Source organism: Bradyrhizobium sp. Pha-3 (assembly GCF_042258615.1).
Classification (GTDB): Bacteria; Pseudomonadota; Alphaproteobacteria; order Rhizobiales; family Xanthobacteraceae; genus Bradyrhizobium.
Map to the genome: position 1 here is coordinate 3,979,023 of NZ_CP170152.1, position 26,489 is coordinate 4,005,511.

24 protein-coding genes, 1 tRNA gene and 2 riboswitches are annotated in these 26,489 nt (G+C 64.2%); of the genes, 8 read left to right on the forward strand and 17 right to left on the reverse strand.

Features of this window, described 5'->3' with window-relative positions; all coding sequences use genetic code 11:
- Positions 1 to 4 precede the first annotated feature (4 nt).
- The 7 genes from ACE10Z_RS18700 to ACE10Z_RS18730 form a co-directional block, all read right to left on the reverse strand.
- Positions 5 to 1,525: a M81 family metallopeptidase gene (locus ACE10Z_RS18700; protein ID WP_375789224.1), complete on the reverse strand. Its 1,521-nt coding sequence runs from the start codon at positions 1,523 to 1,525 to the stop codon at positions 5 to 7.
- Positions 1,526 to 1,800: 275 nt separating this feature from the next.
- Positions 1,801 to 3,450, reverse strand: a complete 1,650-nt coding sequence (locus ACE10Z_RS18705) for an ABC transporter ATP-binding protein (RefSeq protein ID WP_375789225.1) — start codon at positions 3,448 to 3,450, stop codon at positions 1,801 to 1,803.
- A gap of 171 nt (positions 3,451 to 3,621) precedes the next feature.
- Entirely contained in the window at positions 3,622 to 4,509 is an 888-nt protein-coding gene (locus ACE10Z_RS18710; protein ID WP_223976365.1) for an ABC transporter permease, read from the reverse strand.
- Between the two features lie 3 nt (positions 4,510 to 4,512).
- Positions 4,513 to 5,454, reverse strand: coding sequence for an ABC transporter permease (locus ACE10Z_RS18715; protein ID WP_375789226.1), 942 nt, complete (start codon positions 5,452 to 5,454; stop codon positions 4,513 to 4,515).
- Positions 5,455 to 5,717: 263 nt separating this feature from the next.
- Positions 5,718 to 7,028, reverse strand: coding sequence for an ArgE/DapE family deacylase (locus tag ACE10Z_RS18720; RefSeq protein WP_375789868.1), 1,311 nt, complete (start codon positions 7,026 to 7,028; stop codon positions 5,718 to 5,720).
- Between the two features lie 131 nt (positions 7,029 to 7,159).
- Positions 7,160 to 8,467 (reverse strand): D-amino acid dehydrogenase, encoded by a 1,308-nt coding sequence (locus ACE10Z_RS18725; protein ID WP_375789227.1) that lies wholly within the window; start codon positions 8,465 to 8,467, stop codon positions 7,160 to 7,162.
- Positions 8,468 to 8,535: 68 nt separating this feature from the next.
- Positions 8,536 to 8,650: riboswitch (glycine riboswitch) on the reverse strand.
- A gap of 3 nt (positions 8,651 to 8,653) precedes the next feature.
- Positions 8,654 to 8,757: riboswitch (glycine riboswitch) on the reverse strand.
- A gap of 91 nt (positions 8,758 to 8,848) precedes the next feature.
- On the reverse strand, positions 8,849 to 9,979 hold the full coding sequence (locus ACE10Z_RS18730) for a M20/M25/M40 family metallo-hydrolase (protein WP_375789228.1): 1,131 nt from the start codon (positions 9,977 to 9,979) through the stop codon (positions 8,849 to 8,851).
- A 269-nt stretch (positions 9,980 to 10,248) separates the two neighbouring features.
- Between ACE10Z_RS18730 and ACE10Z_RS18735 the strand changes: the two genes are divergently transcribed.
- The gene (locus ACE10Z_RS18735) at positions 10,249 to 11,868 is read left to right on the forward strand and encodes an ABC transporter substrate-binding protein (RefSeq protein WP_375789229.1); all 1,620 of its coding nucleotides are present in this window, start codon (positions 10,249 to 10,251) and stop codon (positions 11,866 to 11,868) included.
- A gap of 81 nt (positions 11,869 to 11,949) precedes the next feature.
- On the opposite strand, the gene ACE10Z_RS18740 is transcribed toward ACE10Z_RS18735, so the two are convergent.
- Positions 11,950 to 12,264 (reverse strand): hypothetical protein, encoded by a 315-nt coding sequence (locus tag ACE10Z_RS18740; RefSeq protein WP_375789230.1) that lies wholly within the window; start codon positions 12,262 to 12,264, stop codon positions 11,950 to 11,952.
- Between the two features lie 282 nt (positions 12,265 to 12,546).
- Here ACE10Z_RS18740 and ACE10Z_RS18745 point away from each other — a divergent pair, with 282 nt between their 5' ends.
- Both ACE10Z_RS18745 and ACE10Z_RS18750 read left to right on the forward strand, forming a co-directional pair.
- Complete coding sequence (locus tag ACE10Z_RS18745) at positions 12,547 to 12,831, forward strand: PilZ domain-containing protein (RefSeq protein ID WP_375789231.1); 285 nt, start codon at positions 12,547 to 12,549, stop codon at positions 12,829 to 12,831.
- Positions 12,832 to 13,020: 189 nt separating this feature from the next.
- The gene (locus tag ACE10Z_RS18750; RefSeq protein ID WP_375789232.1) at positions 13,021 to 14,949 is read left to right on the forward strand and encodes a phospholipase D-like domain-containing protein; all 1,929 of its coding nucleotides are present in this window, start codon (positions 13,021 to 13,023) and stop codon (positions 14,947 to 14,949) included.
- Positions 14,950 to 14,968: 19 nt separating this feature from the next.
- Here ACE10Z_RS18750 and ACE10Z_RS18755 read toward each other — a convergent pair.
- Both ACE10Z_RS18755 and ACE10Z_RS18760 read right to left on the reverse strand, forming a co-directional pair.
- Positions 14,969 to 15,055, reverse strand: a tRNA-Leu gene (locus tag ACE10Z_RS18755).
- A 182-nt stretch (positions 15,056 to 15,237) separates the two neighbouring features.
- The gene (locus ACE10Z_RS18760) at positions 15,238 to 15,684 is read right to left on the reverse strand and encodes a MarR family winged helix-turn-helix transcriptional regulator (RefSeq protein WP_375789869.1); all 447 of its coding nucleotides are present in this window, start codon (positions 15,682 to 15,684) and stop codon (positions 15,238 to 15,240) included.
- A gap of 147 nt (positions 15,685 to 15,831) precedes the next feature.
- Between ACE10Z_RS18760 and ACE10Z_RS18765 the strand changes: the two genes are divergently transcribed.
- Positions 15,832 to 16,614 (forward strand): alpha/beta hydrolase, encoded by a 783-nt coding sequence (locus ACE10Z_RS18765; protein WP_375789233.1) that lies wholly within the window; start codon positions 15,832 to 15,834, stop codon positions 16,612 to 16,614.
- A gap of 354 nt (positions 16,615 to 16,968) precedes the next feature.
- On the opposite strand, the gene ACE10Z_RS18770 is transcribed toward ACE10Z_RS18765, so the two are convergent.
- Genes ACE10Z_RS18770 through ACE10Z_RS18790 form a run of 5 tightly spaced genes read right to left on the reverse strand, consistent with a single transcriptional unit; the run spans position 16,969 to position 20,947 of the window.
- Entirely contained in the window at positions 16,969 to 17,328 is a 360-nt protein-coding gene (locus ACE10Z_RS18770; protein WP_375789234.1) for a cupin domain-containing protein, read from the reverse strand.
- 2 nt (positions 17,329 to 17,330) lie between these two features.
- Positions 17,331 to 18,341, reverse strand: coding sequence for a zinc-binding alcohol dehydrogenase family protein (locus tag ACE10Z_RS18775; protein WP_375789870.1), 1,011 nt, complete (start codon positions 18,339 to 18,341; stop codon positions 17,331 to 17,333).
- A gap of 18 nt (positions 18,342 to 18,359) precedes the next feature.
- Positions 18,360 to 19,268 carry a 3-keto-5-aminohexanoate cleavage protein gene (locus ACE10Z_RS18780; protein ID WP_375789235.1) on the reverse strand — a complete coding sequence of 303 codons (909 nt, stop codon included), beginning with the start codon at positions 19,266 to 19,268 and terminating at the stop codon, positions 18,360 to 18,362.
- Positions 19,269 to 19,280: 12 nt separating this feature from the next.
- The gene (locus ACE10Z_RS18785; RefSeq protein ID WP_375789236.1) at positions 19,281 to 20,036 is read right to left on the reverse strand and encodes an SDR family NAD(P)-dependent oxidoreductase; all 756 of its coding nucleotides are present in this window, start codon (positions 20,034 to 20,036) and stop codon (positions 19,281 to 19,283) included.
- 8 nt (positions 20,037 to 20,044) lie between these two features.
- Positions 20,045 to 20,947 carry a dioxygenase gene (locus tag ACE10Z_RS18790; protein ID WP_375789237.1) on the reverse strand — a complete coding sequence of 301 codons (903 nt, stop codon included), beginning with the start codon at positions 20,945 to 20,947 and terminating at the stop codon, positions 20,045 to 20,047.
- A 34-nt stretch (positions 20,948 to 20,981) separates the two neighbouring features.
- Here ACE10Z_RS18790 and ACE10Z_RS18795 point away from each other — a divergent pair, with 34 nt between their 5' ends.
- The gene (locus tag ACE10Z_RS18795; protein WP_375789238.1) at positions 20,982 to 22,094 is read left to right on the forward strand and encodes a LacI family DNA-binding transcriptional regulator; all 1,113 of its coding nucleotides are present in this window, start codon (positions 20,982 to 20,984) and stop codon (positions 22,092 to 22,094) included.
- Positions 22,095 to 22,340: 246 nt separating this feature from the next.
- Positions 22,341 to 22,775: a twin-arginine translocation pathway signal gene (locus ACE10Z_RS18800; protein WP_375789239.1), complete on the forward strand. Its 435-nt coding sequence runs from the start codon at positions 22,341 to 22,343 to the stop codon at positions 22,773 to 22,775.
- A gap of 51 nt (positions 22,776 to 22,826) precedes the next feature.
- Here ACE10Z_RS18800 and ACE10Z_RS18805 read toward each other — a convergent pair whose 3' ends face one another.
- Together ACE10Z_RS18805 and ACE10Z_RS18810 are read right to left on the reverse strand one after the other, a co-directional pair.
- The gene (locus tag ACE10Z_RS18805; RefSeq protein ID WP_375789240.1) at positions 22,827 to 24,029 is read right to left on the reverse strand and encodes an FAD-dependent monooxygenase; all 1,203 of its coding nucleotides are present in this window, start codon (positions 24,027 to 24,029) and stop codon (positions 22,827 to 22,829) included.
- A gap of 7 nt (positions 24,030 to 24,036) precedes the next feature.
- Complete coding sequence (locus tag ACE10Z_RS18810; RefSeq protein ID WP_018272338.1) at positions 24,037 to 24,282, reverse strand: zinc-finger domain-containing protein; 246 nt, start codon at positions 24,280 to 24,282, stop codon at positions 24,037 to 24,039.
- 249 nt (positions 24,283 to 24,531) lie between these two features.
- Between ACE10Z_RS18810 and ACE10Z_RS18815 the strand changes: the two genes are divergently transcribed.
- Both ACE10Z_RS18815 and ACE10Z_RS18820 read left to right on the forward strand, forming a co-directional pair.
- Positions 24,532 to 25,665, forward strand: a complete 1,134-nt coding sequence (locus ACE10Z_RS18815; protein ID WP_375789241.1) for a hypothetical protein — start codon at positions 24,532 to 24,534, stop codon at positions 25,663 to 25,665.
- Between the two features lie 71 nt (positions 25,666 to 25,736).
- Positions 25,737 to 26,489 (forward strand): alpha/beta fold hydrolase, encoded by a 753-nt coding sequence (locus ACE10Z_RS18820; protein WP_375789242.1) that lies wholly within the window; start codon positions 25,737 to 25,739, stop codon positions 26,487 to 26,489.

The following is a 26,489-nucleotide window of genomic DNA, read 5'->3' on the forward strand; positions in this document are numbered from 1 at the left end:
CTCTCTATCCGTTTGTGCGTGATGGGGAGGAGGGGGTGAAAGTAGGGCCGTTAGGCTTGATACGAATGCCGGGACGTAAATGTTTCCACGGCAGTGCGGCGGTATCGGCCGGCATTGCGCCGGGCGCGGCGCAGATCAGCAGTTTCTCGGCGATCGGCTCGAAATCGGCGCGGAAATGCACCGAGCTCTTGTTGACCAGGATCTTCTGCGCGGTCGGCTCGATGCCGACATAGCGGTACATCGACTGGTCGGCAAGCTGGGCCTTGTAGGAGCCGACGACGACGCGGACGTCGCCGACCCGCAGGCAGGCCGAGGGCCCCATATCCATGTCGCGGCCGCCGAAATACGGGCCGGGTGCAACGAACTTGCCGTCCGAGAGCTTCTCGACCACGAAAGTCTCCCGGTACGGCGCGTCGCCGGGAATGCCGGACTTGCCGCCGAGCTCGAGCGTGACGGTGGCGCCGACGCCCGCTGCGTGCGCGGCCTTTGCCGATTGCGGGTCGTAGATCACGCCGGTTGCGGCACTCGCTTTGTTGCGTACCAGCGCGCGCAGCATGCCTGTGGTGTCGGAATCGCCGCCGGCGCCGGGATTGTCCTGGGTATCGGCGATGATGATCGGCTTGCTCGCCGACTTCGCCAGTTCCATCGCCAGCTGCACGCCCTCGTCGGGCGAATAGATCCGGCCGTCGAAATCGTCCTCATGGCTCTCGACCAGGGCGACGACCTTGTCGGCGGCGGCGTCCGCGTCGGCCTGCGTCCGGCCGTAGGCGAACACGCTCGGCCCGCAATCCCTGAAATCGGCGGCCGGAAAGCCCGGCGCAAACGACAGCGTCGGCACGGCATCGCTTTCGAGGGCCGCGAGCTTTTGATAGATGCCTTGGGTGGGCTGGTCGTTGGTGCATTGCCAGCTGATCGGGATCAGGAACGGCAATTGCCGGAATGCCTTGGCAAACCGCTGTCCTGATTTCAGCATCAGCGCCAGATGCCTGGCGCAGGCGCGGCCGGTGTCGGCCATGTCGACATGCGGATAGGTGCGGTAGGCGATCAGGGCATCGGCATGCTCGATCATCTTGGGCGAGACGTTCGCATGCAGGTCGAGGCTCACCACCAGCGGCAGATCATTGCCGATGGCCTTGCGCACGCGGGCGAGGGTCTCGCCTTCACCGTCGTCATAATGCTCGGTGACCATGGCGCCGTGCAGGTCGAGATAGACGGCATCGATCGGGCCGGCCGCGACGATGCCGTCGACCATTTCCGTCACGATCCGCTCGAACGCATCCTTGCTCACATGCGCCGACGGGCTTGCCGCGGCGAAGATCGTCGGCACCAGCTCCCAGCCGTTGGTTTCCGCGGCCTCGACAAAGCCGGCGAGGCCGACATTGATCTTGCGCATGACCTTGAGCACCTCGGTGCCATGCGTCATCGACGGCCAGCCGCCGCCGTGCACGAAGTCGTCATAGGTTGCCTTCGTCGGTGCGAAGGTGTTGGTCTCGTGCAGGAAGCCGCCAACGGCAATGCGGGTCATCAAGTTGGTCTCGATACGTTTCTTCGGTCGTGATGCGATCGGAACGGTTCGCGCCACGATCTCGTTTCGTTGGTTTGAGCGCGATCGTTCGGGGAGACCAGTGTCCGCCTTCCAGGTCATGCTCTAGCGCGCGACGTTAAGCGTGTCGTCGCGCCAAGCGCAAGCCGTCGAGCACTTCCGGATTTGCATGCCCTATGGGCGTAAAGGCCCAAGGCAGAGACCAAGGCTAAGCCAAGGCAGAGACCAAGGCCGAGACCGAGGCTACGGCTAAAGGCTTAGGCCGTTGCCACAACGCCTTCCGAAACGGGGCGGAAATTCGCAAAATCCCAGCCGCGCCCGGGTGCAGCCTCGAGCAGCGCACGGGTGTAGGCCTGTTGCGGATTGGTCAGCACCTCGGCCGCCGGTCCCTGTTCCACGACGCGGCCACGTTGCATCACGGCGACGTCGTCGCAGATCTGTGCGGCGACGCGCAAATCATGGGTGATGAACAACAGCGCGATGCCGAGCCGCCGCTGGATTTCGTCAAGCAAATTCAGAACCTGCGCCTGCACCGAGACGTCGAGCGCGGACACCGCCTCATCCGCCACCAGCACGTCGGGATCGAGTGCCAGCGCGCGCGCGATCGCGATGCGCTGACGCTGACCGCCGGAGAACTGGTGCGGATAGCGCGAGATCGCGTCGGGCGGCAGGTGGACGAGCTCGAGCAGCTCGCGGGCCCGCGCCAGCGCATCCTTGCGCGGCATGCCGTAATTGATCGGGCCTTCCGCGATGCTCTCGCCGACGGTGACGCGCGGATTGAGGGAGCGGTAGGGGTCCTGGAAGATGATCTGGATTTTCTGGCGATGCGGCTGCAACAGCCGGCGCGACAGGTCGGATATCTCGCGGCCGACGAGCCGAACTCCGCCCGAAGTCGGATCGATCAGGCGGACGATGCAGCGTGCCACCGTCGATTTGCCGGAACCGCTCTCGCCGACGATGCCGAGCGTGCGGCCCTTGCGCAGGGTGAGCGTGACGTTGCTGGCGGCGGCAACCTCGCGGGCTTTGCCGTACAGCGACCGCTCCCGGTAGATCTTGCTGAGCTCGTTGGCCTCCAGCACCACTGGCTCGGTGGTGTCCGGGCGCGGCGCACGCGGCACGAGGCTCGGCACCGCGGACAGCAGGTTGCGCGTGTACTCCATCGTCGGGTTGCGCAGCACATCCTGCAGCGGGCCGGTCTCGACCAGCCGGCCGTGCCGCATCACCGAGACGCGGTCGGCGATCTCGGCCACCACGCCCATGTCGTGGGTGATGAACAGCACAGCCGTGCCGTGATCGCGTTGCAGGTCGCGGATCAAAGTGAGGATCTGCTTCTGGGTGGTGACGTCGAGCGCTGTTGTCGGCTCGTCCGCGATCAACAGCTTCGGTTCCAGCACCAGCGCCATCGCGATCATGATGCGTTGGCGCTGTCCGCCCGAGAGACGGTGAGGGTAGGAGGAGAAGATGCGCTCCACATCCGGAAGGCGCACATGCTCCATCATCGCCAAAATCTTCTGGCGCCGCGCGCGGGAGTCGAGATCGGTATGGGCGCGCAGCACCTCGTCGATCTGGCGGCCGACCGGCACGACCGGATTGAGCGCGGTCATCGGCTCCTGAAAGATCATCGCCATCCGCGTCGCGCGCAGCTGGCGCAGCCGCCGGTCGGTCGCGGTGAGCAGTTCCTCTCCGACCAGCTTGACGCTGCCGCCGGACGGCACCAGCGTGCCCTTCTGCAGCAGGCCCATCGTCGTCAAAGAGGTCACCGACTTGCCCGAGCCGCTTTCGCCGACGAGGCACAGCGTCTCGCCCTCGCGCACTTGCAGCGAAAGGTCGTCGATGATGCGGTGCGCGTCCGCCTTGCGGCCGAGACCGACGACGAGATTTTTGATGTCGAGGACGATGTTGGTCATGTCAGGGTCTTTCAGCGTCATTGCGAGATGTATCGCGGCAGAGACTATGCACTGTCATTCCGGGATGGTGCGCAAGCACCAGACCCCAATTCGCAATTGCGAATTGTGGAATCTCGAGATCCCGGGTTCGCTGCGCGCCCCGGGATGATGGCTTCGATTGCATCGAAGCCATCACTTGCCCTCACGCTGCTTCATACGGGGATCGAGCGCGTCGCGCGCGGCGTCGCCGATCAGGTTGACGCTGAGAATGGCGATCGAGAGCAGCAGCCCCGGCCAGAAGATCAGCGACGGCTTGACCTGGAAATAGGCCCGGCCCTCGGCCATGATGTTGCCCCAGGTCGGCGTCTCCGGCGAGATGCCGGCACCGAGGAACGACAGGATCGCCTCGGTCAGGATCGCGGATGCGCACACATAAGTACCTTGCACGATCAACGGCGCGATCGTGTTCGGCATCAAATGCCGCCACATGATTTTCGGCAGGCTCGAGCCGAGCGAGATCGCGGCCTCGACATAGGGCTCCTCGCGCGCGGTCAGCACCACCGAGCGCACCAGCCGCGCCACGCGCGGGATCTCGGGGATGGTGATTGCGATCATCACGGTCCAGATGCTGGCGCCCGACAGCGACACCACGGCGATTGCGAGCAGGATGGCGGGGATCGCCATCAAGCCGTCCATCACGCGCATCATCACGGCGTCGACCCAGCGAAAGAAGCCGGCGACGAGGCCGATCAAAAGCCCGATGGCGATCGAGCAGACGGCAGCGCCGAGCCCGATCAACAGCGAGATCCGTGCGCCATAGATGACGCGCGACAGCAGGTCGCGTCCATAGGCGTCGGTGCCGAGCAGGTATTGCGCGCTTGACGGCTTCAGCCGCTGCGACGGCGTCAGCAGCAGCGGATCGTGCGGCGCGAGCAGCGGCGCGAAGATCGCCATCAGGATGATCAGGACGAGGCAGATCGTCGCAACCGCGATGATCGGCGTCGACGCCAGGAAGCCGAACTTGACGCGGAACGGCCGGGTGACGGGGATAGAGGATTCGGGGAGGGTTTCGATCGCCATTGCTCAGTACCGGATACGAGGATCGAGCAGGGTGTAGGCGAGGTCGATCAAGAGATTGACCGCGACATAGATACCCGACGTCAGAAGGATCATGGCCTGGATCACCGGATAGTCGCGCGCCAGCACCGCATCGACGGTGAGGCGGCCGATGCCGGGCAGGTTGAACACGCTCTCGGTGACGACGACGCCCGAGATCAGGAGTGCGAAACCGGAGCCGATCACGGTGATGACCGGAACGGCGGCGTTGCGCAGCGCGTGGCGCAGCAACACGCCGGTCTCGCCGATGCCCTTGGCACGCGCCGTGCGCACGTAATCCTCACCCAGCACATCGAGCATGGAGGCCCGTGTCATGCGCGCGATCAGCGCGACATAGATGAAGGAGAGGGTGCAGGTCGGCAGGATGATGCGTTCGAAGAACGGACCGAAGCCGGCCGAGATGCTCTTGAAGCCCTGCACCGGCACCCAGCGCAGATCGATCGCAAACACCTGGATCAGCACGTAGCCGATCACGAACACCGGTACCGAGAAGCCAAGCACCGAAAGCCCCATCACGCAGCGATCGATCCAGGTGCCGTGCTTCCACGCCGCGATCACGCCGAGCGGCACCGCCACCAGGATCGAGAGGATGATGGTGGCGAGCGCGACCGAGATCGACGGCTCGAGGCGCGGGCCGATCATCTCGAGGATCGGCTTGTTCGAGATCAGGGAGACGCCGAGGTCGCCATGCAGCAGCTTGGCGACCCAGGTATAGAACTGGATATAGATCGGCTCGTTGAGACCAAGCGAGGTGCGGATGCGGTCGAGTTGTTCCGGCGTCGCATTGTCGCCGGCGAGGATTGCGGCCGGGTCGCCCGGCGTCAGCCGCAGCAACAGGAACACGAACAGGGCCACCACGCCCATCACGGGAACGGCGGCGAGGATGCGGCGGAGGAGATAGCCGAGCATCGTTGCTATCTCCTGCCGTCAGATGGTGCGAAGCGAAGGCTGGGCCGCATCATACTCATGGTGTCCCCGTGATGTGTCTCATGCGCTTCTGCGTCTTGTCTCAAGGCTAGCGCGAACGTGATGAATTTGCAGGCAAATACTGTGCCAATGGCGACGTTATATCAAGGCGCGGTTCGGGCCGTTGGCAGCCTCCTTTGGTCTGAAGCTGCTATTTCGAATTGCGCTTGTCGTCATGTGCCACCGACCTGAAACGACAAGTCCATTCACGCTCGCATCACGCCGCACCAATTGGCGACGAACAGTGCGATGCTCTGCGTTGTCCTGCGAAGGCTGTCGAGCTCGACACGTTCGTTGAACGCATGCGGGCCGACACCGTAAGGACCATAGCAAAGGGCAGGGATGCCGTAGTCGACACAATAGTAGCGGGTATCGTTGACCGCGGTAGACAGGCGCTCCTGCATTGGGGCCTGGAAGATGGAGTGATGGGCGGCCGACAGGGCTGCCTCCGCTTCGCTGCCGGGTTCGCACACCGCTGCGTCTGCCTGAAAACCACTCCACACGAGCTCGGCCGGATTGTTGGACAGGAAGTCGTCGGCCTTGTGCGCCTCAGTCAGGCATTCCTCGATGCCACGCATCGCCTGCTGCGGTGTCTCGCCCGGCAAGAGACCAAGCCGGCAATCCAGCTCGCACCAGGCCGCGGTCGAACTGGCCCAATCGCCGCCTTTGATGATCCCGACGTTGAACTTGATCGGATTCTTGACGCTGCGGAACCAGCTGTTGTCGAGCGCCCGGGCATTGAGCGTCTTGGTGTAATCCTCGAATGCGCGCACCAGGTGCATCGCCGACAGGATGGCGCTCGTGCCGGCCTCGGAATAGGCGACATGCACCGGCGTGCCGCGGACGCGGAGGCGGAACCAGACGGCGCCGACCTGGGCGCGCGTCAGCGTGTGTCCGGTCGGCTCGGGAATGAGGCAGGCGTCGGCGCGATAGCCGCGCATCAACGTCGACAGCGCGCCGTTGCCGGTGCTCTCTTCCTCGGTCACGGTCTGCAGATGGATGCGCCCGCCCGGGGCATACCCGGCGTCACGGATCGCATCGAGCGCGAAGATCATTGCCGAGACACCGGCCTTCATGTCTTGCGCGCCACGCCCGAACATCCAGCCGTCGTGCACGGCGCCCGAGAACGGAGATTGCTCCCAAAGATCAGCGGGGCCCTCCGGCACCACGTCGATGTGACCTTGCAGGATCAGGCTGCGCCCATCGCCTTTGCTGTTGAGCGTCGCAACGACTTGCTGCGATCCGGCAAGATCGATGCCGTCCATCGGTGCAGCCTTCGGGTGACTCATCAGGTTGACGTCCGCAAGGCTGAACGTATCGACGTCGTAGCGGCGCCTTGCGAATTGCTCGGCCAGCCAATGTTGCTGCGGCGCTTCCTGTCCGCGCAGGCTGCGGAACTGCACCATGCGCGACAGGAACGCGATCTGATCGTCGAAGTTTCGATCGACGGCCGCGCACAGCTCCGCGGCAATCTGATCCGGCGTGGTCCGCGTCTCGCGCGTGCCCGCTACCCCCATGCGCATTGTCCCTCCCGCGCTGAAGCGCTTTTGCCCATCGTGACGCTAATCCCTGTCATGCGGTGTTTCTCAGCGAATTCCGACTTGGCCACACGCAAATACGCTCATATTCCTCCTCGTCGGCCGGATAATTAGGGGAAAGCTGCGCGGGCGGTCTCGGTCGCATCGACCTGCGACGGCACCATCGAAGGCGTGTCGAGGTCGCGCCAGTCATCAATCGCCACTGCTACCATCTGCGCCGTCGCGGCCGACAGCGTCCAGCCGAGATGACCATGGCCGGTGTTGTAGAACACGCCCGAAATCCGTCCGGCGCGAACCACCGGCATCATGTTCGGCATCATCGGACGCAGGCCGGCCCACGGCACGACCCGCGACGTGTCGACGCCGGGGAAATGCTGCCGCACCCAATCCACCAGCGGCTGGATGCGGTCGGCGCGAATGTCGCGGTTGAAGCCGTTGAACTCGGCCGTGCCGGCGACGCGGAAGCGGTCGGTGCCGAGCCGGCTGGTGACGATCTTCGCGGCCTCATCGAGCAGGCTGACGGTCGGCGCAGCGTCCCGGCTTTGCGGCGCATCGAGCTGCACGGTGATCGAATAGCCCTTCACCGGATAGACGTTGACGCGGTCGTTGAGCAGGCCGGCGAAGTGGCGGCTCGCGACGCCGGCGCAAATCACGATACCGTCCGCCTGCAATTCATGCCGCGTTGCGACGCCGGCATCGTGCCCAGCTGATTCGTTCCAGCCGATGCGGAAACCATCATCGCCGCGCGCGATCGCGTCGACGTCGGCTTCGTGGACGAAGCTCGCGCCGCGGCGGATGCAGGCATCGGCGAGCCCGCGGGTGAACTTGTGGATATCGCCGGTCGCGTCCGACGGCGTGAAGAATCCGCCATAGCAGGTCGTCTGCAGCGCGGGTTCGATGCTGCGGATTTCGTCTGCCGTCACCGGCCGGCGGTCGAGCCCGCCTTGCTGCAGCAGCGTGTTGACGCGCAGGCCCGCCTCGAAGCCGGCCTTGTCGTGATAGACGTGCAGGATGCCGCGGCGCTCGAGATCGAAGGCGATGTTCTCGCGCTGTGCGATCGAGAACAGATGCTTGCGCGCTTCGATTGCGAGCCGCGTGGTCTCGATGGTGTTGGTGCGATAGCGGCCGATGTGGCCGACGAACTCGCCGATCCAGGAATATTTGTGCCAGCTCGGCTTCGGATTCATCAGCAGCGGCGCGTCGCTTCGAAGCATCCAGCGCAGCCCCTTGAGAATGGTCGCGGCGCTGTTCCACACTTCGGCGTTGCTGGCGGAAAGCTGTCCGCCGTTGGCGAACGAGGTTTCCATTGCGGCGTAGCGATGCCTGTCGAGGACAGTCACCCGGTAGCCGCGTTCGAGCAGGGCATAGGCCGTCGTCACGCCGGTGATGCCGGCGCCAATGATTGCGATGTGAGGCATGGTGGTCTTCAGGCTCCCGTGGGTTAGAGTCGCCGAACCACCGGTGAAACCGGCTGCTTCGACGCCCCATCTGTCACGGTACCTGAGAGCTTGATCCGCATCGGGCCTCGGCCCAAAAGCAGACTATCCCCTTCGGTGGACGTCATGGCCGTTTCCATTTGGCCATGCCGTCTCTCTCCAGATCGTCCTGACGATACAGTCCTTTTGCCTGAGAGTTTCCGGGGCGGTTGCTCCGTCGGCGCCGAGCAACAACATGAATGTTGTTGCTCGATCTCTCCCGCATCGTCGCGTTGGACGGCCGGACCGTAGGCGAAGCCAAAAAATTGGACAAGGCTAAATTTCGATCCGGCAGTGCCAACGTGTTGTGCAGTGCAAATCGAGTTAATCGAGCGTCGCCAGCAGTGCCGCCATCAGGCGGCCGCGCTCGGCGAGGCTGTCGACCTCGATATGTTCGTTGAGCGTATGTGCATCGGCGCCGCGAACGCCGAGGCCGTCGAGGGTAGGGATGCCCATTGCGCCGGTGAAGTTGCCGTCGGAGCCGCCGCCGGCGCTGCCATGCGGCAGATCGAGGCCCATCGCCGCCGCAAGGCCCTTGGCCTTTTCATAGAGCGCCATGGTGCCGGCATCCGGCTCCCACACCGGGCGGGTGACGCCGCGCGTCACCTTGAAGGTGACGTCGTTGGCGGTGCCCGACAGCGCCAGCATGCGTTCGACGCCGCGGTCGAGATCGGCCTGGCGCTTGGCCATGCTGAGCGCTTCGCCGGTGCAGGTCGTTGCGACGCAATTCACCCATTGCCCGCCATGCACGATGCCGACCGAGAAGGTGCAGTCATCGGTGGTCATGCCGTCGATGGCAATGATTTGCCGGGCCATTTCGCGGATCGCGGAACGGCCGGAGGACAGCGTCGCGCCGGCATGGCTCGGCTTGCCGACAGCTTCCAGATTGAAGCGTGCGATCGCGTAGCGGCCGGTGACGACGCCGTTGTTCGGCCGGCCGGGCTCCGGCACCAGCACGTATTTGTTGCGTGCGGCTTCCGCCTCGATGATGTCGCGCGTCGAGGGCGTGCCGACCTCTTCATCGGGCGTGAACAGCACCGTGATCGGCAGCGGCGTCGTAAAGGACGCGCGCGCCAACTGCCGGATCGCCTCGATCGACAGATAGTTGCCGCCCTTCATGTCGAAGATGCCGGGCCCGAAGCACTTGTTGCCTTCGCGCCGCCACGCCAGCTTTTCGATGGTGCCGACCGGGTGCACGGTGTCCAGATGGCCGGCGATGAGGATGCCGGGCTGACCCTGTTTCGGATGGGGAAAACGGGCGCGGACGCAGCCGGCAAAGCCCTGGCGTCCCGCGATGCGTTCGATCGTCGCACCCATCACCGCCATCTCGCGCGCGGCGAGGTCGAGCATGCGCTCGACCGCGGCCGCATCCCATGTCGGGCTCTCGCATTCCACCCAGCTGCGCAGCCCCTGCAGCATCGCTTCGGAATCAAAAGGAAGATTGGCGGGGTTCATGTCTTTTCTCTCTTGTTGTTTGTTCGCGCCGATACGCGTTCGCGTGCGGTACGAAAAGCTCGGAAGACGAGTTTGTAAAGTCAAATGCGCTGCATCCGCCGCTCATTCGTTCGTATACGTTCGATCCTGCCGGAAACCGATTGACGCGCATTGCGCTTGATGCAAGTCTCGATTTCACAAGCCATACAGCATGTTAGTTCGCCTAAATAACGAACCGCATGCATAACGAATAAGCCGGCTTTGACCAGTTACACGTCAGGAGAGATTGTATGTTCCCTATCTCGCGTTGGAAGCACCGCACGCTAGCGGCTGCGTTGACGGCGCTCGCATTGTCGTTCGCGCCGCAGGAATTGTCGTTTGCACCGCAGGCCATCGCCGCGGACAAGACCATCACTGCGGTGATGCATTCGGATCTGCGCGTCATCGATCCTATCCTGACCACGGCCTACATCACGCGTGACCATGGCTACATGGTCTACGACACGCTGGTCGCGACCGACTCCAACTTCAAGATCCAGCCGCAGATGGCGGACTGGAAGGTGTCCGACGACAAGCTCACTTACACGTTCACGCTGCGCGACGGCCTGAAATGGCACGACGGCACGCCGGTGACCGCGGAAGACTGCGTCGCTTCGCTGAAGCGCTGGGCCAAGGTCGACGGCATGGGCCAGAAGCTGATGGACTTCACGGCGAGCCTCGAAGCTACCGACGCGAAGACGATCACGCTGAAGCTGAAGGAGCCCTACGGCCTGGTGCTGGATTCGATCGGCAAGCCGTCGTCGCGCGTCGCCTTCATGATGCCGAAGCGGCTGGCCGAAACGCCGCCGGACAAGCCGATCCCGGAGCAGATCGGCTCGGGCCCATTCAAGTTCGTCCAGGCCGAATTCCAGCCCGGCGTGAAGGCGGTCTATGTCAAGAACAAGGACTACGTGCCGCGCAAGGAGCCGGCGAGCTGGACCGCAGGCGGCAAGGTCGTGAAGGTTGACCGCGTCGAGTGGGTGACGATGGCCGACGCGCAGACTGCGATGAACGCGCTGCAATCCGGCGACATCGATTTCCTGGAGAACCCGTCGTTCGACACGTTGTCAATCCTGGAAGGCGACAAGGACCTGAAGGTCGAGACGCTGAACAAGTTCGGCTTCCAGACGCTCGGCCGCATGAACTTCCTCTATCCGCCGTTCGACAACATCAAGGTTCGCCAGGCGGCGCTGATGGCGATCAACCAGAAGCAGGTGCTCGACGCACTGGTCGGCAATCCCAAGTATTACAAGACATGCGTTGCCTTCTTCATCTGCGACACGCCGTTCGCGTCCGAGGTCGGCGGTGAGACGTTGTTGAAGGGCGGCGACATGGCGGCGGCCAAGAAGGCGCTTGCCGAGTCGGGCTATGACGGCACGCCCGTCGTCATCATGGCGCCGGGCGACGTCACGACGCTCAAGGCGCAGCCGGTCGTTGTCGCGCAGCAACTGCGCGACGCCGGCTTCAAGGTCGACCTGCAGGCCACCGACTGGCAGACCGTGGTGACCCGCCGCGCCAGCCAGAAAGCGCCGAAGGATGGCGGCTGGAACATGTTCTTCACCAACTGGGTCAGTGCCGACGTCTCCAACCCGATCGCCAACCTCTCGATTGGCGGCCAGGGCAAGAATGGCGGATGGTTCGGCTGGGCCGACGATCCGAAGATCGAACAGCTGAAGGACGCCTTCGTCCGCGCACCGTCGCTCGACGAGCAGAAGAAGATCGCGGCCGATATCCAGAAGGAAGCCTACGAGCAGGTCATCTACATTCCTCTCGGTCAGTATCAGGGGCCGAGCGCCTGGCGGAAGTCGCTGTCCGGCGTGCTCGATGGTCCGGCAACGCCGATCTTCTGGAATGTCGACAAGTCCGAGTAGGCTTCAGGCTTCACACAACAGAAATGGCCGGGACTTGTCCCGGTCATTTTCGTTTCGCGCTGTCACTCCGACGGCGGTAGTCTAATTCGCGCGGCCCGATTTCGCGTTGCTCGTGCTCGACAGGCTGGTGAGCTCGGTCTGTCCGACGCCGGGGCCGTTCATCCAGACCATCGCTCCTGCGGCGAACGCCAACAATCCGCACAGCACGATCGCGCTGCGAATCCATCGCCGGTAGATCGCGCGCTCGTGAGGTGCCGCATCGAGGAATCTCTGTGCGTTGAGCCCATTGCTGCAGTGAGCCGCGTCGTCGCCGTGCTCGAGGACAGAAGCGCCATCATCAGGCGCGCCGACAATCTGATTGCGACCGGCAATCCGATTGCGATCCGCAATCGTCATCGCCTATCTCCAACTCATTGATCTCGAAATGCGAGCGCCGCGAAATGTGCGGCCGGAATTTTTCCAACGCCTCAAGATTACCACGGTCGACGATCGCGGCGTGTGAACCGCGCCACAACCGGAAGACACGATGAGGTGATGCGCGCATCGTGATACCGTGCGTATCTGCCCAGCCCGCCGGCACTTCCTGGCATACCAATTCGGTTGAAGGCCGTCTTAAGGTTCCCGTCAGGATTGCATCGTAACCTGACCGCCAGCATGTGTACCGACCGCGACGGGCCGATGGCCGACAACCATAGCAGGCCCGGACCGGCCAGCGCGCAACAGCCAATGCCGACCGAGAAGCGTGCCGGCGCACGCCGCCGCGTCCTCAAGTCGGGAGCGATCGAGTTCGGCAATGAAGTGATCGCCTGTACGGTCCGAAATCTCTCGCCTCAGGGCGCCTGCATCGAAGTCAACTCGCCGCTGTGGTTTCCCGACCGCTTCACCCTCGCCGCCGACGGCCGGCGGTGGCCGTGCCGCATCGTATGGAAGAAGCAGAAGCGGCTGGGACTGGCGTTCGATTAGGGCTCGGTGCCCGGCGCGCGCTGCGCCGATTTGCGCGAACAGTTGTCGTCTATTTCATAAACTACCCAAGGTTACCGGAGTATCGTCGTGGGCGGTTTCGGCGCCGCCCCAGGGTGCACGCTCTCGCCGTGCAAGGGTGGCGTCCATTGTTTCGCAGCTGTGGATTCACCCAGCCTCGGGGAAATTGTGATGACCATCAACGTCAAAGCCTACGCGAACGCCGATGATATCCTGATCGCCTGGCAGCCGGACACCTGGTCGAACGACTGGGTCGGTTTCCAGCTCGAGCGGCGCAACAACATCACGCAACAGACGATCGTGCTGTCCAACCGCATTCCGCCGAAGCCCGGCGAGAAACCGGTGGCGGACGCCGGCATCTCTTCGACGCAATCGCCGTTCCGGCGCTGCATCTGGACCGATCACAGCGTGGTCGACACCGACAACGTCTCGTACCGCGTCACCGCGATGAAGAGCGGCGCGAACGGGACGTTCACGCCCGATGCCGCCTCGGTGTCGGCCTGGACGACGCCGACTGTTGCTTCGGGCGATGCGGGCGGCGGCTTGTCGGCTTATTTCAACCGCGGCACCCTGATGTCCCAGATCGTCAGCCGCTTCGTGCAGGGCGATACGTCCGACGACTCGCTGCGCAATTTCGTCAAGGGCCTTTCCGACCCGGCCAACCAGGCGCGGCGCTACCTTTCAGGCGACGCCCTGCACGAGGTCCTGGCCTTCCTGCACGATGCCGATCTCCGCGGCAGCCAGATCCATGCCGCCATCTACGAGATGAATGACGAGGAGCTGGTCGGCGCGCTGAAGCCGTTCGGCAGCCGCGGCAACGTCCTGCTCGGCAATGGCAGCGCGACCAAACCGAACATCGCGGGCGAACTCAGCGGCGCCGGCCTGACGGTGAAGCATCGCGATCTGTCGAATGCGGGCAGGTCGTCGCCCAGCGTCCACAACAAGTTCGTGGTCGAGAGCGACGCGCACGGCAACGCGATCCGCGTGCTGACCGGCAGTACCAACTGGACCACCACCGGGCTCTGCACGCAGCTCAACAACGTGCTGATCATCGAGAATGCGATGATCGCCAAGCGCTATCTCGATCAGTGGGGCAAGCTGGTCGCCGCGGGCAACGCCATGCCGCCCGCGCTCAAGGCGTCGAATTCCAGTCCGACCAGCGACAGCAACATTTCGGTCTACTTTGCCGCGACCAACGGCGAGGCGGAGTTCAAGCCGGTGCTGGACTTGATCAAGAACGCCAAGGACGGCGCGCTCTTCCTGATGTTCATGCCGGGTCAATCGCCGCTGCTGGATGCCCTGTTGGTCCGCGCACAGCAGAACGACATCTATGTCCGCGGCGTGGTGTCGACCATGATGGCCAGCAAGAACGGCGACATCGTTTCGGTCGGCGGGGAGGTCGTCAAATCGGGCGCACCGAAACAATCCTTCCATGACGACGTGCAGCTGCCGCATGGCGTGAGCGCGACCAACGAACCCTCATGGGCAGACGTCGAATTCAGCGTCCAGCAGATCCGCAACGCGGGGATGATCGCGATCGTTCACTCCAAGACCATCGTGATCGATCCGTTCTCGGACAATTGCGCCGTCATCACCGGATCGCACAATTTCTCGGTCGCCGCCTCGGAGAAGAACGACGAGAATCTCGTGATCATCCGCGGCAACAAGCAGCTTGCCCAGGCCTATGCGCTGCACATCAACGGCGTCTACGACCACTATTCCTGGCGCGGCTATCTCGGCAGCGGCGGCAATCCGGATCAGATCTATTCGCTCGACGGCTGGAAGCCGGGCGGCGGCAAGGAGCAGGAGCTGGATTTCTGGATGGAGGAGCCGGTGCCGCCACGCCCGACGCGTAGTGGTGGCGGCGCGGCGCAACAGCCCAGCACGGCTGGCGGGGCGTCGACGAAGACAGCCGTCAAGAAAGCCCCGAAGAAGGCCACGAAGAAATCGGCCAAGAAAGCCGCCAAGACGTCAGCGAAGAAAGCGAAGGCCAGCAAGCCGGCAAAGGCGAAGGCCAGCAAGACAAAGGCCAAAAATGCAAAGGCCAGGACGACGAAGAAGGCCAAGCCGAAAAAGGCCAAGGCCAAGGCCAAGAAATAAGAGCGGTTGCGCAACAGGCTGGTGCGGGCGGTGGGACTCGAACCCACATGACGTTGCCGTCGAGGGATTTTAAGTCCCTTGCGTCTACCAGTTCCGCCACGTCCGCATGATTCTATTGAGTTTTCGCAATTTAGACCGAGAGACTTTCCAAGATCCCCCGGCGGTTTTCCAAATCTGGTTTCGTTCCGTTCCGGACTAAAACCCCGGCGGGCGCATCTTCTAGCTCTTCGACGCCAGCCGGGCAAACGCCGGGATAACGTATCGCGACTGAACGGCGTGGTCTGTCCGTTAGTCCGTTCCTGATTTCGTCAGTGCGTTGCGAAGCGCCTGGACGCGCTTGTTGAGCGAGATGAGTTCGTCGACCGTCAGGCCGGACCGCTCCAGCAAGGTGTCGGTCAGACAGCCGGTGCGCGATTGCATCGCCTTGCCGCTATCGGTCAGATGCACGCCGACCTGCCGTTCATCCTCCGCGCTGCGCCGGCGCACCACAAAGCCGGCGCTTTCGAGCCGCTTGACCAGTGGCGTGATGGTGCTGGGCTCGAGGGCGAGCCGGTCGGCGATCGCGGAAATCATCTGTCCGTCCTTTTCCCAGAGCACGCTGAGAACGAGGTATTGCGGATAGGTGATGCCGAGGCCGTCGAGCAGGGGCTTGTAGGCCCGGTTGATCGCAATGGTCGTCCCGTAAAGAGAGAAGCAAAGCTGGCTATCCAGCGGAATTGGTCCCGGATTCGGCATGGGAGGGGCCCTTTCGTTGTCGTTTACTGAACATACCACAAAAATCATTATCGCGATAAAAAATATCTGGACAAGCAAATCGGAACCGGTTACACGATGATTATCGCGATAAAGATTATCGCGAAATAAACATTCAGGAGAACTTCAATGTCTGTTGTCACCAAATTGCTCGCCGCCGCAGCGTCGCTGGGCCTCGCCACCGCCACGATCCCCGCGGCCCAGGCCCAGGCTGCCCCGGTCAAGTCGATCGTGCTCGTCCACGGCGGTTTCGTCGACGGTTCGGGTTGGGAAGGCGTCTACAAGATCCTGAAGAAGGACGGCTACAAGGTCAGCATCGTCCAGAACCCGACCGCCTCCCTGGCCGACGACGTTGCCGTCACCAAGCGCGCCATCGCCGCCGCCGACGGCAATGTCATTCTGGTCGGTCATTCCTATGGTGGCGTCGTCGTCACCGAAGCCGGCACCGATCCGAAGGTCGCGGGGCTGGTCTACATCACGGCATTCGCGCCCGACCAGGGTGAGTCGGTCGGCAAGCTGATCGCCAATCCTCCTCCCGGCGCGCCGGTGCCGCCGATCCTGCCGCCGAAGGACGGCTTCCTGTCGCTCGATCACGCGAAGTTCGCCGCCGCGTTCGCAGCCGATGTGAAGCCCGATGTCGCGGCATTCATGGCTGACTCGCAGGTGCCCTGGGGTGTCGCCGCCTTGAATGGCGAGGTGTCGGTGCCGGCCTGGAAGAGCAAGCCGAGCTGGTACCTGGTGGCGACCAACGACAAGATGATCCCGGTCGACGCGCAGCGGATGATGGCCAAGCGCGCCGGTGCCAGGACCGTCGATCAGGCCGGCAGCCATGCCGTGTATGTCTCGAAGCCGGAAGCGGTGGCGAAGGTCATCGAGCAAGCCGCCAAGGGCGTCAGCGACAAGCAGAAGTAACGCAGCCCGTCCGTGACCGAACTCCCCGATCGCGCCCGCGGTCGGGGAGCTCGCGCGTTCACGGCCGGGGTGCTGTGCCCCGAAGTATGCTGTATCCTGTTCGTCCAGTCGCTATTGCGCGAACTGATGCATTTCCTCTCAGGACCGTCGCTCTACCCCGAAGGCGAGACGCGCGAAGGCCGGCTGGTCGAAACGCTGATCGACGATCCATCGCTGCGCTTCACAATACCGAGCCCCTGCGTAACAACGGAGCAGTCGATTTCAGTTGAGGCAGTCGAACGGGGACGCTGGCACGCTGGAGCGATCCGGCTGCATGGGACCGGTCCGCGAAGATCCGTGTGCCGGTTTCCACGATCACAGTGATCTCGCCCGTTCATCGGCCGACAGCGGCATGACCAGAAGTACTGTCACCGACGACGCAGCCCGGTTGGCCAGCTGACGATCCTCGCCAGCGGCAATTCGGCAGGAATCCCACCTGCCCAGCGCAACTTCATCCTCGCCGTTCGAGACGTGGAGCGTGCCGTCGAGCACGACATACATTTTCTCCAGGGGTGACGAGGAAAGCGTCGTCCCGCCGCCAGGTGCGATCACCGAAACGCCGATCCAGAGGTCGGACGAGGGGCCAGCCTCGCGCCCTTGCAGGCGCACCATCGCCATGTCGTGGTGCCCGGGCGCCGTGTAGGCGGGCGCCTCGCCGAAGCGAACGACATTCATGATCAGGCTCCCGGTCGCAGTACGACGCGGTTGCGCGATGATCCGATCACGGCGGTGTAGGCCGCCTTCGTCTCAGCGAGCGGGTAGATCGAGGACGGGATGATCGGATAGGGGCGCAGGAAGCCGCCGGAAAACCCCGGTAGCACGCTGCGCAGCAGCTCTGCGCTTTCGATCGTAGAGAACGCAAGGGTGTCGACGCCGAGGTAAGTGTGCCGTCCGCGATAGAATTCCAGGATGTTGAATTTGACCGTCTGGTTGGTCGTGGCAATCAGGATCTGTCGCCCAGCCTTGGCAAGCGAATGATGCGCATCGTCGAAATAGGGATCACCGACCGTGTTGAAGACGATATCGGCGCCGTGGCCGTCGGTCAGTTCGCGCACACGTTTCGCGACGTCGGCGGTCGAGGAATTGATGATCTCGATCGGGGCGTTGGCGTGGCCTTCGTAAGGTTCGTCCTTGCGCACCACGCCGATTACCCTGGCGCCTTGCCAGGTCGCAAGCTGGACCGCAGCCTGCCCGACCTTGCCGTTGACGCCCATGATGAGGACATGTTCACCGGGTCTCGGCGCGCCGGCTCGTCGAAAGCCTTCGATGGCTGTCACGAACGGTACGCCGATCCCTGCAGCCTCATCCATTGAAATTCCGTCCGGCTTTTCGACCAGGGCCGCGGCTTCGACGACGACATGGCTGGCGTGGGTACCGTCGCGGCGGATTCCGAGGTCGCCCGACGAACCGAACACGGCTTTTCCGATCAACGCGTCCGGCCCTTCGACCACCCGTCCGGAAAAATCACGGCCCGGGGTTCTCGGGAACACCGCATAGGGCATCAATCCCGTGGCGGCCTTGACGTCCGACGGATTGACGCCCGCAGCTTCGATCGCAACCACGACTTCGTGCGGTTCTCGTGTGAGCGAGCGTCTCTCGATGGACGGCGCGATCGCCGCCGCATCGGCGGCCTTGGCATTGAGCCGCACGCAGGTCGCCTCGACGACATCCGTCCCCGATCCGGTGATGGCATTCATCGCTCGCTCCTAAGCCTTGATTGTCTTCGTGGGCGAGGGCAGGCCGACGATCCGCCTGCTGTCCTCGATCGTCGCGACCGTGCCGCCGAGATCCTCGACGATGCGGCGCGCCTTTGTGACCATTTCCGCGTTGGAGGTCGCGAGCTGGCCGCGGGTGAGATAGACCGCATCTTCAAGGCCGATCCGCACGTGACCGCCCGCAAGATAGGATTGCGCAACCGTCGTGAATGCCGCCTTGCCGATGCCGACCGCGGCGAACTCCGCGTCCGACGGCAGCAGGCCGCGCGCGTACAATACGGTTTCCGGGGCAGGCTGAAAGCCGTAACGAACGCCCATCACGAAGGAACACAGGACCGGCCCTTGCAGGGAGCCGTCGGCCAGCAGATCGCGCATCAAGGCGATATCGCCGGAATCGAACAGTTCGATCTCCGGTTTGACGCCGGCGTCCGCGATCACTTTCGCCATCCGGCGAACGTTCGCCGGCGTATTGATCACGACCTCGCCGCCGGAGTTCATGGTGTTGAGATCGAGCGTGCAGATGTCCGGTCGCAGCACGGCGATGTGCTCGACCCGCTTCTCCGGCGCCATCAGGGTCGTGCCTTCGGCGGCCATCTTCGGATCGTCCCTGGATGGAACGAAGCGTCCGCCCGGTCCCGTCGTAATGTTGAGGATCAACGCGGGATTGCGCGCGCGAATGCGCTCGACGACGTCGACATAGTGGTCGAGCAGCATCGAGGGACGGCCGGTAAGCGGGTCTCGAACGTGGATGTGGACGATGGCGGCGCCCGCATCGGCGGCGTAGAGACAGGCGTCGGCGATCTGCGTGGGCGTGATGGGCAGATGGGGGGTCTGCTCGGGTGTCGTCAGGTTGCCGGTCACGGCGCAGGTGATGATGACCTTTTCGCGTGGAGATCGCATGGACTTGTTCCTTCAGAGCGAGCGGCCGCCGTCGACCACGAAAGTCGTTCCGGTCGCGAAGCCGAGTTGCGTTGCACAGGCGAGGATGGCCGAGGCGATGTCCTCGGCGGTCGCGATCCGCTTCAGCGGTGTCGTCGTCGCGGTCCTGGCGTTGAAGTCCGCGCCGCGCCCCGGAACGAAGCCGGTGTCGACCACGCCGGGTGCGACCGCGAGCACCCGCACCTCGGGCGCCAGCACGCGGGCGAGCGATTTCGTCATGACGTCGATGCCGGCCTTGACCGCGCAATAGGCAATCGAGGAGCCGATCCCGTTGGTGCCCGCGATCGATGATATCGAAACGACGAGGCCGTCACCGGATGCCTTCAGCAGCGGAGCGAAGGTGCGGATCGCCGCAAATTGTCCGCGCCAGTTGACGGCGAACATCCGGTCAATCAGGTCGTCGTCCAACGCATCGAGATCGGCGTGAGGCACCGGCTTGGTGAAGCCGGCGGCGTTGACGAGGATGTCGAGCCGGCCAAAGCGCCGCTCGATCTCGGCGCGCAGCGCCGTCAGTGTTGCCGTCTGCGCGACGTCGGCGATCAACGCGGCGTGGCCGTCTCCGGGCAGGAACTGCACCACCGCTGCCGCGGCGGCGGCTCCGTCCGGAGTGTCGCGGTGGCTGATTGCGATGCGGGCACCGAGTTCGGCGAAGCGCTTGGCGGACACGGCGCCGATGCTGCCGGCCCCGCCTACGACGAGCACGACCTTGTCCTTCATGGATTGATTCATCGTTTGCCTCACCTGATCGGTGGCTTGGGGAGGATCGCTTCACCGCTTTCCATGGTGAAGCGATAGTTCAGCGTGTACCGGGGGGCGCGGCCCCCGAGCGCCTGCGGATCGCCGTCATCATACCGGCGATAGTCGCCAACCAGCGCGCGCGTCACCCCGAACACCACGTCGCTGTCCAGGTGTTTGTCGTGGTCGACGAAGACTTGCGTGATCAGCGTCTTGTAGCCGGGCTTGAAGCCCAGGAAGTGCATGTGGGCCGGCCGGTAGGGATGCCTGTTCTGGGCGCGCAGCATGTCCCCGACCGGGCCGTCGGTCGGCACGGGATAGCCGGCGGGCTTGACCGACCTGAATGAGAACCGACCCGAGGCGTCGGTGGTGAACTTGCCGCGCAGGTTCATGTCTGCCTGCGTTTCGTCCTGGTTCTCGTAGAGGCCGACCGGTGAGGATTGCCAGACGTCGACCTCGACATTGGCGAGGGGCTTGCCCGCGATGTCGACGACCTCGCACGCGACGAAGAGTTCGGGGCCGGGTGTCGCGGAACGAACGATCGATGCTCCGTTCTCCGTTCGGGGAGAATTGGCCCGCCAGAACGGCCCCAGCAATGCTGCCGCGGTTTCGGTCGCACCGGCGTTGCCGTTGTTCAGCAGGCAGACCCGCGTCGAGAAGCCAGTCGCATCCGCGAAGAGGATGCCCTCGTTGTGGCTGTCGTGGGTGGCCTGTCCGATCCGGTTCAGGAAATCGATGCCGAGATCGTATTCCGCTTCGGTGAGTTTCACCTCGCGGGCGAAGGCGTGGAGGTGCCTGACGAAGGCTTCCATCACCGCTCGGAGCCGCGCGTTGTCGGTCGACGCCATCGCCCGCAACACGGTCGGCGTTACGTCCTCGAGCTTCTCGATAATGCCGTGAGACATTGGTGTGCTCCTGTACAATCGGTCGCGTTCATGAATGCAATCGTTTGCAGTGAATATTGCAATCGATTGCAATAAGTCAAGGGACGCGCTATGCTCATTTCGCGCGAATGAGCTAAGCAGCAGGAATCGCTGGGTGAATCGACCTGTCACGACAATCAAGCAGATCGCGGCCGCCGCCGGCGTTCATCCTTCGACCGTGTCGCGGGCCCTCGATCCCAAGAAACGGCATTTGGTCGCGGACGACGTCGCCAACAGGATCTCCGCCCAGGCGGAGGCGCTGGGCTATCAACCGAACCGGCTGGCCGCCAACCTGCGACTGGGTCGATCCGATCTGGTCGGTGTGCTGCTGCCCGACATCACCAATCCGGTGTTCGCTCCGATCCTTGGCGGCATTACGGAGGTTCTCGCTGCGGAAGGCTACGCACCGATCGTTGCGGACGCCGGCAATGTATCGTCGCAGCAGATCTTCTTTGCCGAGAGACTGCTCAGCCAGCGGGTCGACGGCCTGATCCTGGCGACGGTTTCGCAGGATGACGAACTCGTCGGTTTCTGTATCCGGCGCGGCGTTCCCGTGATCCTCGTCAACCGATCCGAAGCGCGCGATCGCGTCTCTTCAGTCGTCTCGGACGACGAAATGGGAATGCGCCTCGCCGTCGATCATCTCGTCGATATCGGACACCGCCGCATTGCGCATATCGCAGGGCCGCTGTCGACATCAACCGGCGCGCTGCGGCGTGATGGCTTTGAGCGCGCGATGGCACGGCACGGATTGACCGGTGTCGTTCGTGAAGCGGCGGGATACACGCGCGAAGGGGGCGCGCTGGCGGCGACGCATCTCGTCGGCGGGCCCCATCAGGTGACAGCGATCGTTGCCGCGAACGACCTGCTGGCGATCGGTGCCCTCGACGCCCTGAAGGAGCGGCAGCTGCGGTGCCCGGAGGATCTCTCGCTCGTCGGTCACAATGACATGCCACTCATGGATGTCGTCTCGCCGCCGCTCACCACCGTGCGCATCGAGCACCGCGAGATGGGACGGATCGCCGCCAGAATGCTGATCGAAATGCTCCAGAGCAGATCGACCGAGATCCGGCACGTCGTACTTCCTCCTGAGTTGGTCGTCAGGAAATCCACGCAACCGGCAGCCTAGAGATCTGCCGGCTGCTTTCGTCCGGGCGGGTCATCAAGCTTGCGCCGGCGCGGCCTTCCTCTGTCAGGGAGCACGACGGCGATCTCGCCTTCGTCGCTGGTCGGAGCAGGGCACCTGTGGCTTGCAATTCCGTTTGCTTCGGCGGCCGAGCATTGGGATAAGCAGCGCGCCGCCGCGATTGAGCCTCAATCCGGACACCGGCGGCTGCTTTAGGCAATCTCAACCCTGTCGGACTAAGAAAGCTGAATGTCTGTTCGTCTCCCACGCCGCCCAAACCTGTTGCGCGCGGCAGCTATCGTTGCGCTGATCGCTTCGGCTGCGGGCGTTTCCGGCTGCGCGCAGATCGGCGACAGCGTGCCGTCGGCATTCGCCGATCCCGCCAAATACGATTTGTATGATTGCAAGCAGCTCGAGACCGAGCGCAAGAATCTCGCGTCTCGCGCGACGGATCAGGAAAAGTTGATGGCCAAGGCGGAGACCGGCGTCGGCGGTACCGTGGTCTCCGAGATGGTCTATCGCAACGAGCTGATCTCGATCCACGCCCAGCAGAGGCTGGCGGATCAGGCCTGGCGCGCCAACAAATGCCACGAGAGCCCGCCGGACACGCCAGCGGCGGCTGCACCCGCGGCGCCTGCGCCGGGGGCAAAGGGCCCGCGCGCGCCGCGAGGCCTCGTTCACTAAGGCAACGTTTCCGGAAGAACCGGCTGCTGTGCGCGCGCAGGCCCGCTCGGCTCAGGCGCGCCAGTCGTAGATCCAGTCCTGCCGCGCCAGCATGCGCTGCGGGCCGATGGCGCGGATCGCGAGATCGCGCGCGATCGCCAAGGGTCCGCTCAAATGATAGATGCGGCCCTGCTGACGCGCCATGCGCTGCACCTTCAGCACGCGGCCGCGCCGCATCTCGGCGTAGCGCTTCAATGCGGCGGGAATGCCTGCGGTGTTTTCGCCGGTGCAGTCGGCCAGGGCCTTGGCGAGCACGGCCGCATCCTCGATCGCCATGCCGGCGCCTTGCGCGGCAAACGGCAGCATCGCATGCGCGGCGTCGCCGAGCAGCGTCACCGCGCCTTCGCTCCAGCGGCCGATGTCGGGCAGCGTGAACAGCGCCCATTTGCGCCAGCCGTCGACCGCGCCGATCAGCATCCGCGCCGTGGCGGGCCAGCGCGCGCTGGCGAACGCGCCCTTGATCTCGTTGATGTCGCCGGGGGCGCTCCAGCCCGGCCGGTTCCAGGTGCCTGACACGATCGCGACCACGTTGACCTGGCGTCCGGCCGAGATCGGATAGGCCACGAGGTGCGCGTCCGGCCCCATCCACAGCTGCACGCGCGGCGCGGTGTATTCACGCGGCAGGGCGGTGGCGTCCAGCGTGCCGCGCCAGGCGATCAGGCCGGAGAATTGCGGTTGTACATCCGGAAACAAATGTCCGCGGACCGACGACCAGATGCCGTCCGCTCCGATCAGCGCAACCGCCAATTCCTCCTGCCGTGCATTGCCGTGGCGCTGCACCACCGTCAGGCCCTTGGCGTGCTTGGTCACGTCCTCGAACTGGCAGCCGAGCCGCAGGTCGATATCAGGATGGTCGTTGACGGCGGCCTGCAACGCGGCCTGCAGATCGGCACGGTGGATCACCCAATAGGGAGCACCGGCGCGGAACTCGGCGGCCTGGCCGAGCGGCATCCGCGCAATCTCGCCACCGGCCCGCACGCTCAGGATGTTGACGGATTCCGGCGTGACCGCGCGCCGCGCAAGCGGTTCCTTAAGCCCGAGCTCGACCAGGATGCGGCTGGCGTTGGGAGAGAGCTGGATGCCGGCGCCGGCTTCCTCGAGCCGCTCGGCCTTCTCCAGCACGACGACGCGAAAGCCCTGTGCCGCGAGGGTCAGCGACGCCGTCAGCCCTCCGATCCCGGCGCCGGCAACGATGACGGTTCGCGTCAGCGCCACGGAGCGGTCAGGCGACCTTGTCTTTCAGCACGCATTCCGGCGGCCGGGCTTCGCCGGCAGCGAGGTCGGACGCGAAGCGATAGAGCGTCGAGCAGTACGGACAGATGATCTCGTTGTCGTTGCCGAGGTCGAGGAACACGTGCGGATGGTCGAACGGAGGGTTGGCGCCCACGCACATGAACTCCTGCGACCCGATCTCGATCACCGAGACGCCGGCATCGTTATGGAAGTGCGGGACGACGTGGTCGGACATATTCTCACCTTGGTGGCAACGATGGGCAGACGCAATCAACAACATGCGGCATCGCGAAATGCCGCGCACCATACTGGCGGGAACAGTTGATTCCTAGAGCCCCGATGGCTCATTTGCTCATGCAAATTCGACACAATCTTGTCGTCCCAGAGAAGCCCTTCTTTGGTCGGAGCCGTTGTGTCGCAAAAACGGCACACTATTTCCAAGGCGAACTGAACAAGGCGAATTAAACTTGAGGTTTCAAGCGGAATGAACGGGGTGCGCCTCAGTTTGGCGGTCGCCGGCCTGGCAGCGAGCGCTGCTGTGGGCGCGGCCATTTGGCCGCACGCCCGCGACGCCGGAACGGTGCTGTCAGCGCGGAACGATCCGGCTGCGCTCGCCGACCTCAGGCTCAATTCCGTCCTGCGCAACAACCCGGCGTTGATATCGGACAATATCGAGGCGGCACTCGCCTCCGGAGATGCCGATCTTGCGGCGAGCTTTGTCGCGCTCGCAAGCGAGAAGAACATCGCGCTCAGTGATGAACTCACAAGGCGCGTCGACGACGCGCGCGCCGAGCAGTCATCCGCCACGCATTTCGCAAAGGGATTTGCCACCGGCCTCGTGACCGGCAATGCCGACGACGTCGCAACCCTGTCCGGCACGGTCGCGGGCGACCTGTTCGTGTTCGGTGACGTCAGGGACGTCGTGCGCGAGGGCAAGCATCTCGTGATGGGCGAGGACACCGATCACCTCGTGCTTGGCCTTGCGGCCGCCGGGCTTGCCGTGACTGCAGCCACCTATGTGTCGGTCGGCGGCGCCGCGCCGCTGCGCGCCGGACTGACGCTGGTCAAGGATACGCGCAAGGCCGGACGGCTGAGTGAGGGGATGATCGAATGGGCCGGACGCTCGACCCGCGAGGTGGTCGATCAGCCGGCGCTCCGTGAGGCGGTCGCGTCCGGCTCGGTGCTGCGGCCGGCGGAAACTGCAACCGCGATCCGCGCGGCATTCCGCGCCGAGAAGGCCGGTGCGCTGGTGCGCGTCGCCAAGGACGTCGGACGCATCGGCGAGGCGGCCGGGGTTCGCGCCGCACGGGACACGCTGAAGGTCGCGGAGAACCCGCAGGAGATCGCGCGCGCAGCCCGCATCGCCGAGGTGAAGAACGGCCAGACCCGCGCGATCATCAAGCTGCTCGGCCGCGGCGCGCTGCTGCTCGTGGCCGGCACATTCAATCTCACCATGTGGCTGTTCGGCGCGCTGCTTGCGCTGTTCGGCTTCCTGTCGTCGATCAAGGCTACCACCGAGCGAGTCACGGCGTGGTGGCTCCGGCGCAGCAAGGCGCTGCGCCTGAAGCGGCAGATGACCGCGCAGGCCGCGCTGGCGAGTATGCCCGCTCAGGGCTAAGCTTGCGGTCGCCGGTCGATCGCAAATCCAAAATCCCAAATCCTAAGTCCCGAGAAAAAACGGAATCGAAGATGCCGAGTTTCCACCACGGCGATGTTGAGATTGCCTATATCGACGAAGGCGCGGGAGAACCTATCGTGCTCGTGCACGGCTTTGCGTCGAGCAAGAACGTCAACTGGATCTACCCGACCTGGGTGTCGGAGCTCGTCAAGGCCGGCCGTCGCGTGATCGCGCTCGACAATCGCGGCCACGGCGAATCCGCCAAGCTCTACGACGCCGCGCAGTACGAGATCGCGACCATGGCAAGCGACGTGATCGCGCTGATGGATCATCTCGGAATCGCGCGCGCCGACATCATGGGCTATTCGCTGGGCTCGCGGATGACGGCGATCCTGGCACGTGAGAATTCCGATCGGGTGCGTTCGGCGATCCTCGGTGGCATCGGCATCGGACTGATCGAGGGCGGCGGTCCCGGCGAGGCCGTTGCGCTGGCGCTGGAGGCGCCCTCGCTCGACGATGTCACCGATCCGGTCGGCCGCACCTTCCGCGCCTTCGCCGATCAGACCCGCTCCGACCGCCGCGCGCTCGCCGCCTGCCTGCGCGGCTCGCGCCGCCTGATGACGCGCGAGGAGGCGGCCGGGATCCGCGTGCCGGTGCTGATCGCGGTCGGCAGCAAGGACGAGATCGCGGGCTCGGCGTCAGCGCTCGGCCGGATCATTCCGGGTTCGCAGGTGCTCGACATTCCGAACCGCGACCACATGCGGGCGGTCGGTGACAAGGTCTACAAGACCGGCGTCATCGACTTCCTGTCGCGGCGAAAATAG

Coding starts and splice junctions, on each gene's coding strand:
- ACE10Z_RS18725 (WP_375789227.1), bottom strand. CDS start 8,467: ATGCCTCACATCGCAATCATTGGCGCCGGCATCACCGGCGTGACGACG.
- ACE10Z_RS18820 (WP_375789242.1), top strand. CDS start 25,737: ATGCCGAGTTTCCACCACGGCGATGTTGAGATTGCCTATATCGACGAA.
- ACE10Z_RS18745 (WP_375789231.1), top strand. CDS start 12,547: ATGGCCGACAACCATAGCAGGCCCGGACCGGCCAGCGCGCAACAGCCA.
- ACE10Z_RS18795 (WP_375789238.1), top strand. CDS start 20,982: ATGCAATCGTTTGCAGTGAATATTGCAATCGATTGCAATAAGTCAAGG.
- ACE10Z_RS18740 (WP_375789230.1), bottom strand. CDS start 12,264: ATGACGATTGCGGATCGCAATCGGATTGCCGGTCGCAATCAGATTGTC.
- ACE10Z_RS18730 (WP_375789228.1), bottom strand. CDS start 9,979: ATGAACCCCGCCAATCTTCCTTTTGATTCCGAAGCGATGCTGCAGGGG.
- ACE10Z_RS18780 (WP_375789235.1), bottom strand. CDS start 19,268: ATGCGATCTCCACGCGAAAAGGTCATCATCACCTGCGCCGTGACCGGC.
- ACE10Z_RS18700 (WP_375789224.1), bottom strand. CDS start 1,525: ATGACCCGCATTGCCGTTGGCGGCTTCCTGCACGAGACCAACACCTTC.
- ACE10Z_RS18815 (WP_375789241.1), top strand. CDS start 24,532: ATGAACGGGGTGCGCCTCAGTTTGGCGGTCGCCGGCCTGGCAGCGAGC.
- ACE10Z_RS18710 (WP_223976365.1), bottom strand. CDS start 4,509: ATGGCGATCGAAACCCTCCCCGAATCCTCTATCCCCGTCACCCGGCCG.
- ACE10Z_RS18770 (WP_375789234.1), bottom strand. CDS start 17,328: ATGAATGTCGTTCGCTTCGGCGAGGCGCCCGCCTACACGGCGCCCGGG.
- ACE10Z_RS18720 (WP_375789868.1), bottom strand. CDS start 7,028: ATGGGGGTAGCGGGCACGCGCGAGACGCGGACCACGCCGGATCAGATT.
- ACE10Z_RS18750 (WP_375789232.1), top strand. CDS start 13,021: ATGACCATCAACGTCAAAGCCTACGCGAACGCCGATGATATCCTGATC.
- ACE10Z_RS18790 (WP_375789237.1), bottom strand. CDS start 20,947: ATGTCTCACGGCATTATCGAGAAGCTCGAGGACGTAACGCCGACCGTG.
- ACE10Z_RS18800 (WP_375789239.1), top strand. CDS start 22,341: ATGTCTGTTCGTCTCCCACGCCGCCCAAACCTGTTGCGCGCGGCAGCT.
- ACE10Z_RS18810 (WP_018272338.1), bottom strand. CDS start 24,282: ATGTCCGACCACGTCGTCCCGCACTTCCATAACGATGCCGGCGTCTCG.
- ACE10Z_RS18760 (WP_375789869.1), bottom strand. CDS start 15,684: ATGCCGAATCCGGGACCAATTCCGCTGGATAGCCAGCTTTGCTTCTCT.
- ACE10Z_RS18715 (WP_375789226.1), bottom strand. CDS start 5,454: ATGCTCGGCTATCTCCTCCGCCGCATCCTCGCCGCCGTTCCCGTGATG.
- ACE10Z_RS18785 (WP_375789236.1), bottom strand. CDS start 20,036: ATGAATCAATCCATGAAGGACAAGGTCGTGCTCGTCGTAGGCGGGGCC.
- ACE10Z_RS18705 (WP_375789225.1), bottom strand. CDS start 3,450: ATGACCAACATCGTCCTCGACATCAAAAATCTCGTCGTCGGTCTCGGC.
- ACE10Z_RS18735 (WP_375789229.1), top strand. CDS start 10,249: ATGTTCCCTATCTCGCGTTGGAAGCACCGCACGCTAGCGGCTGCGTTG.
- ACE10Z_RS18765 (WP_375789233.1), top strand. CDS start 15,832: ATGTCTGTTGTCACCAAATTGCTCGCCGCCGCAGCGTCGCTGGGCCTC.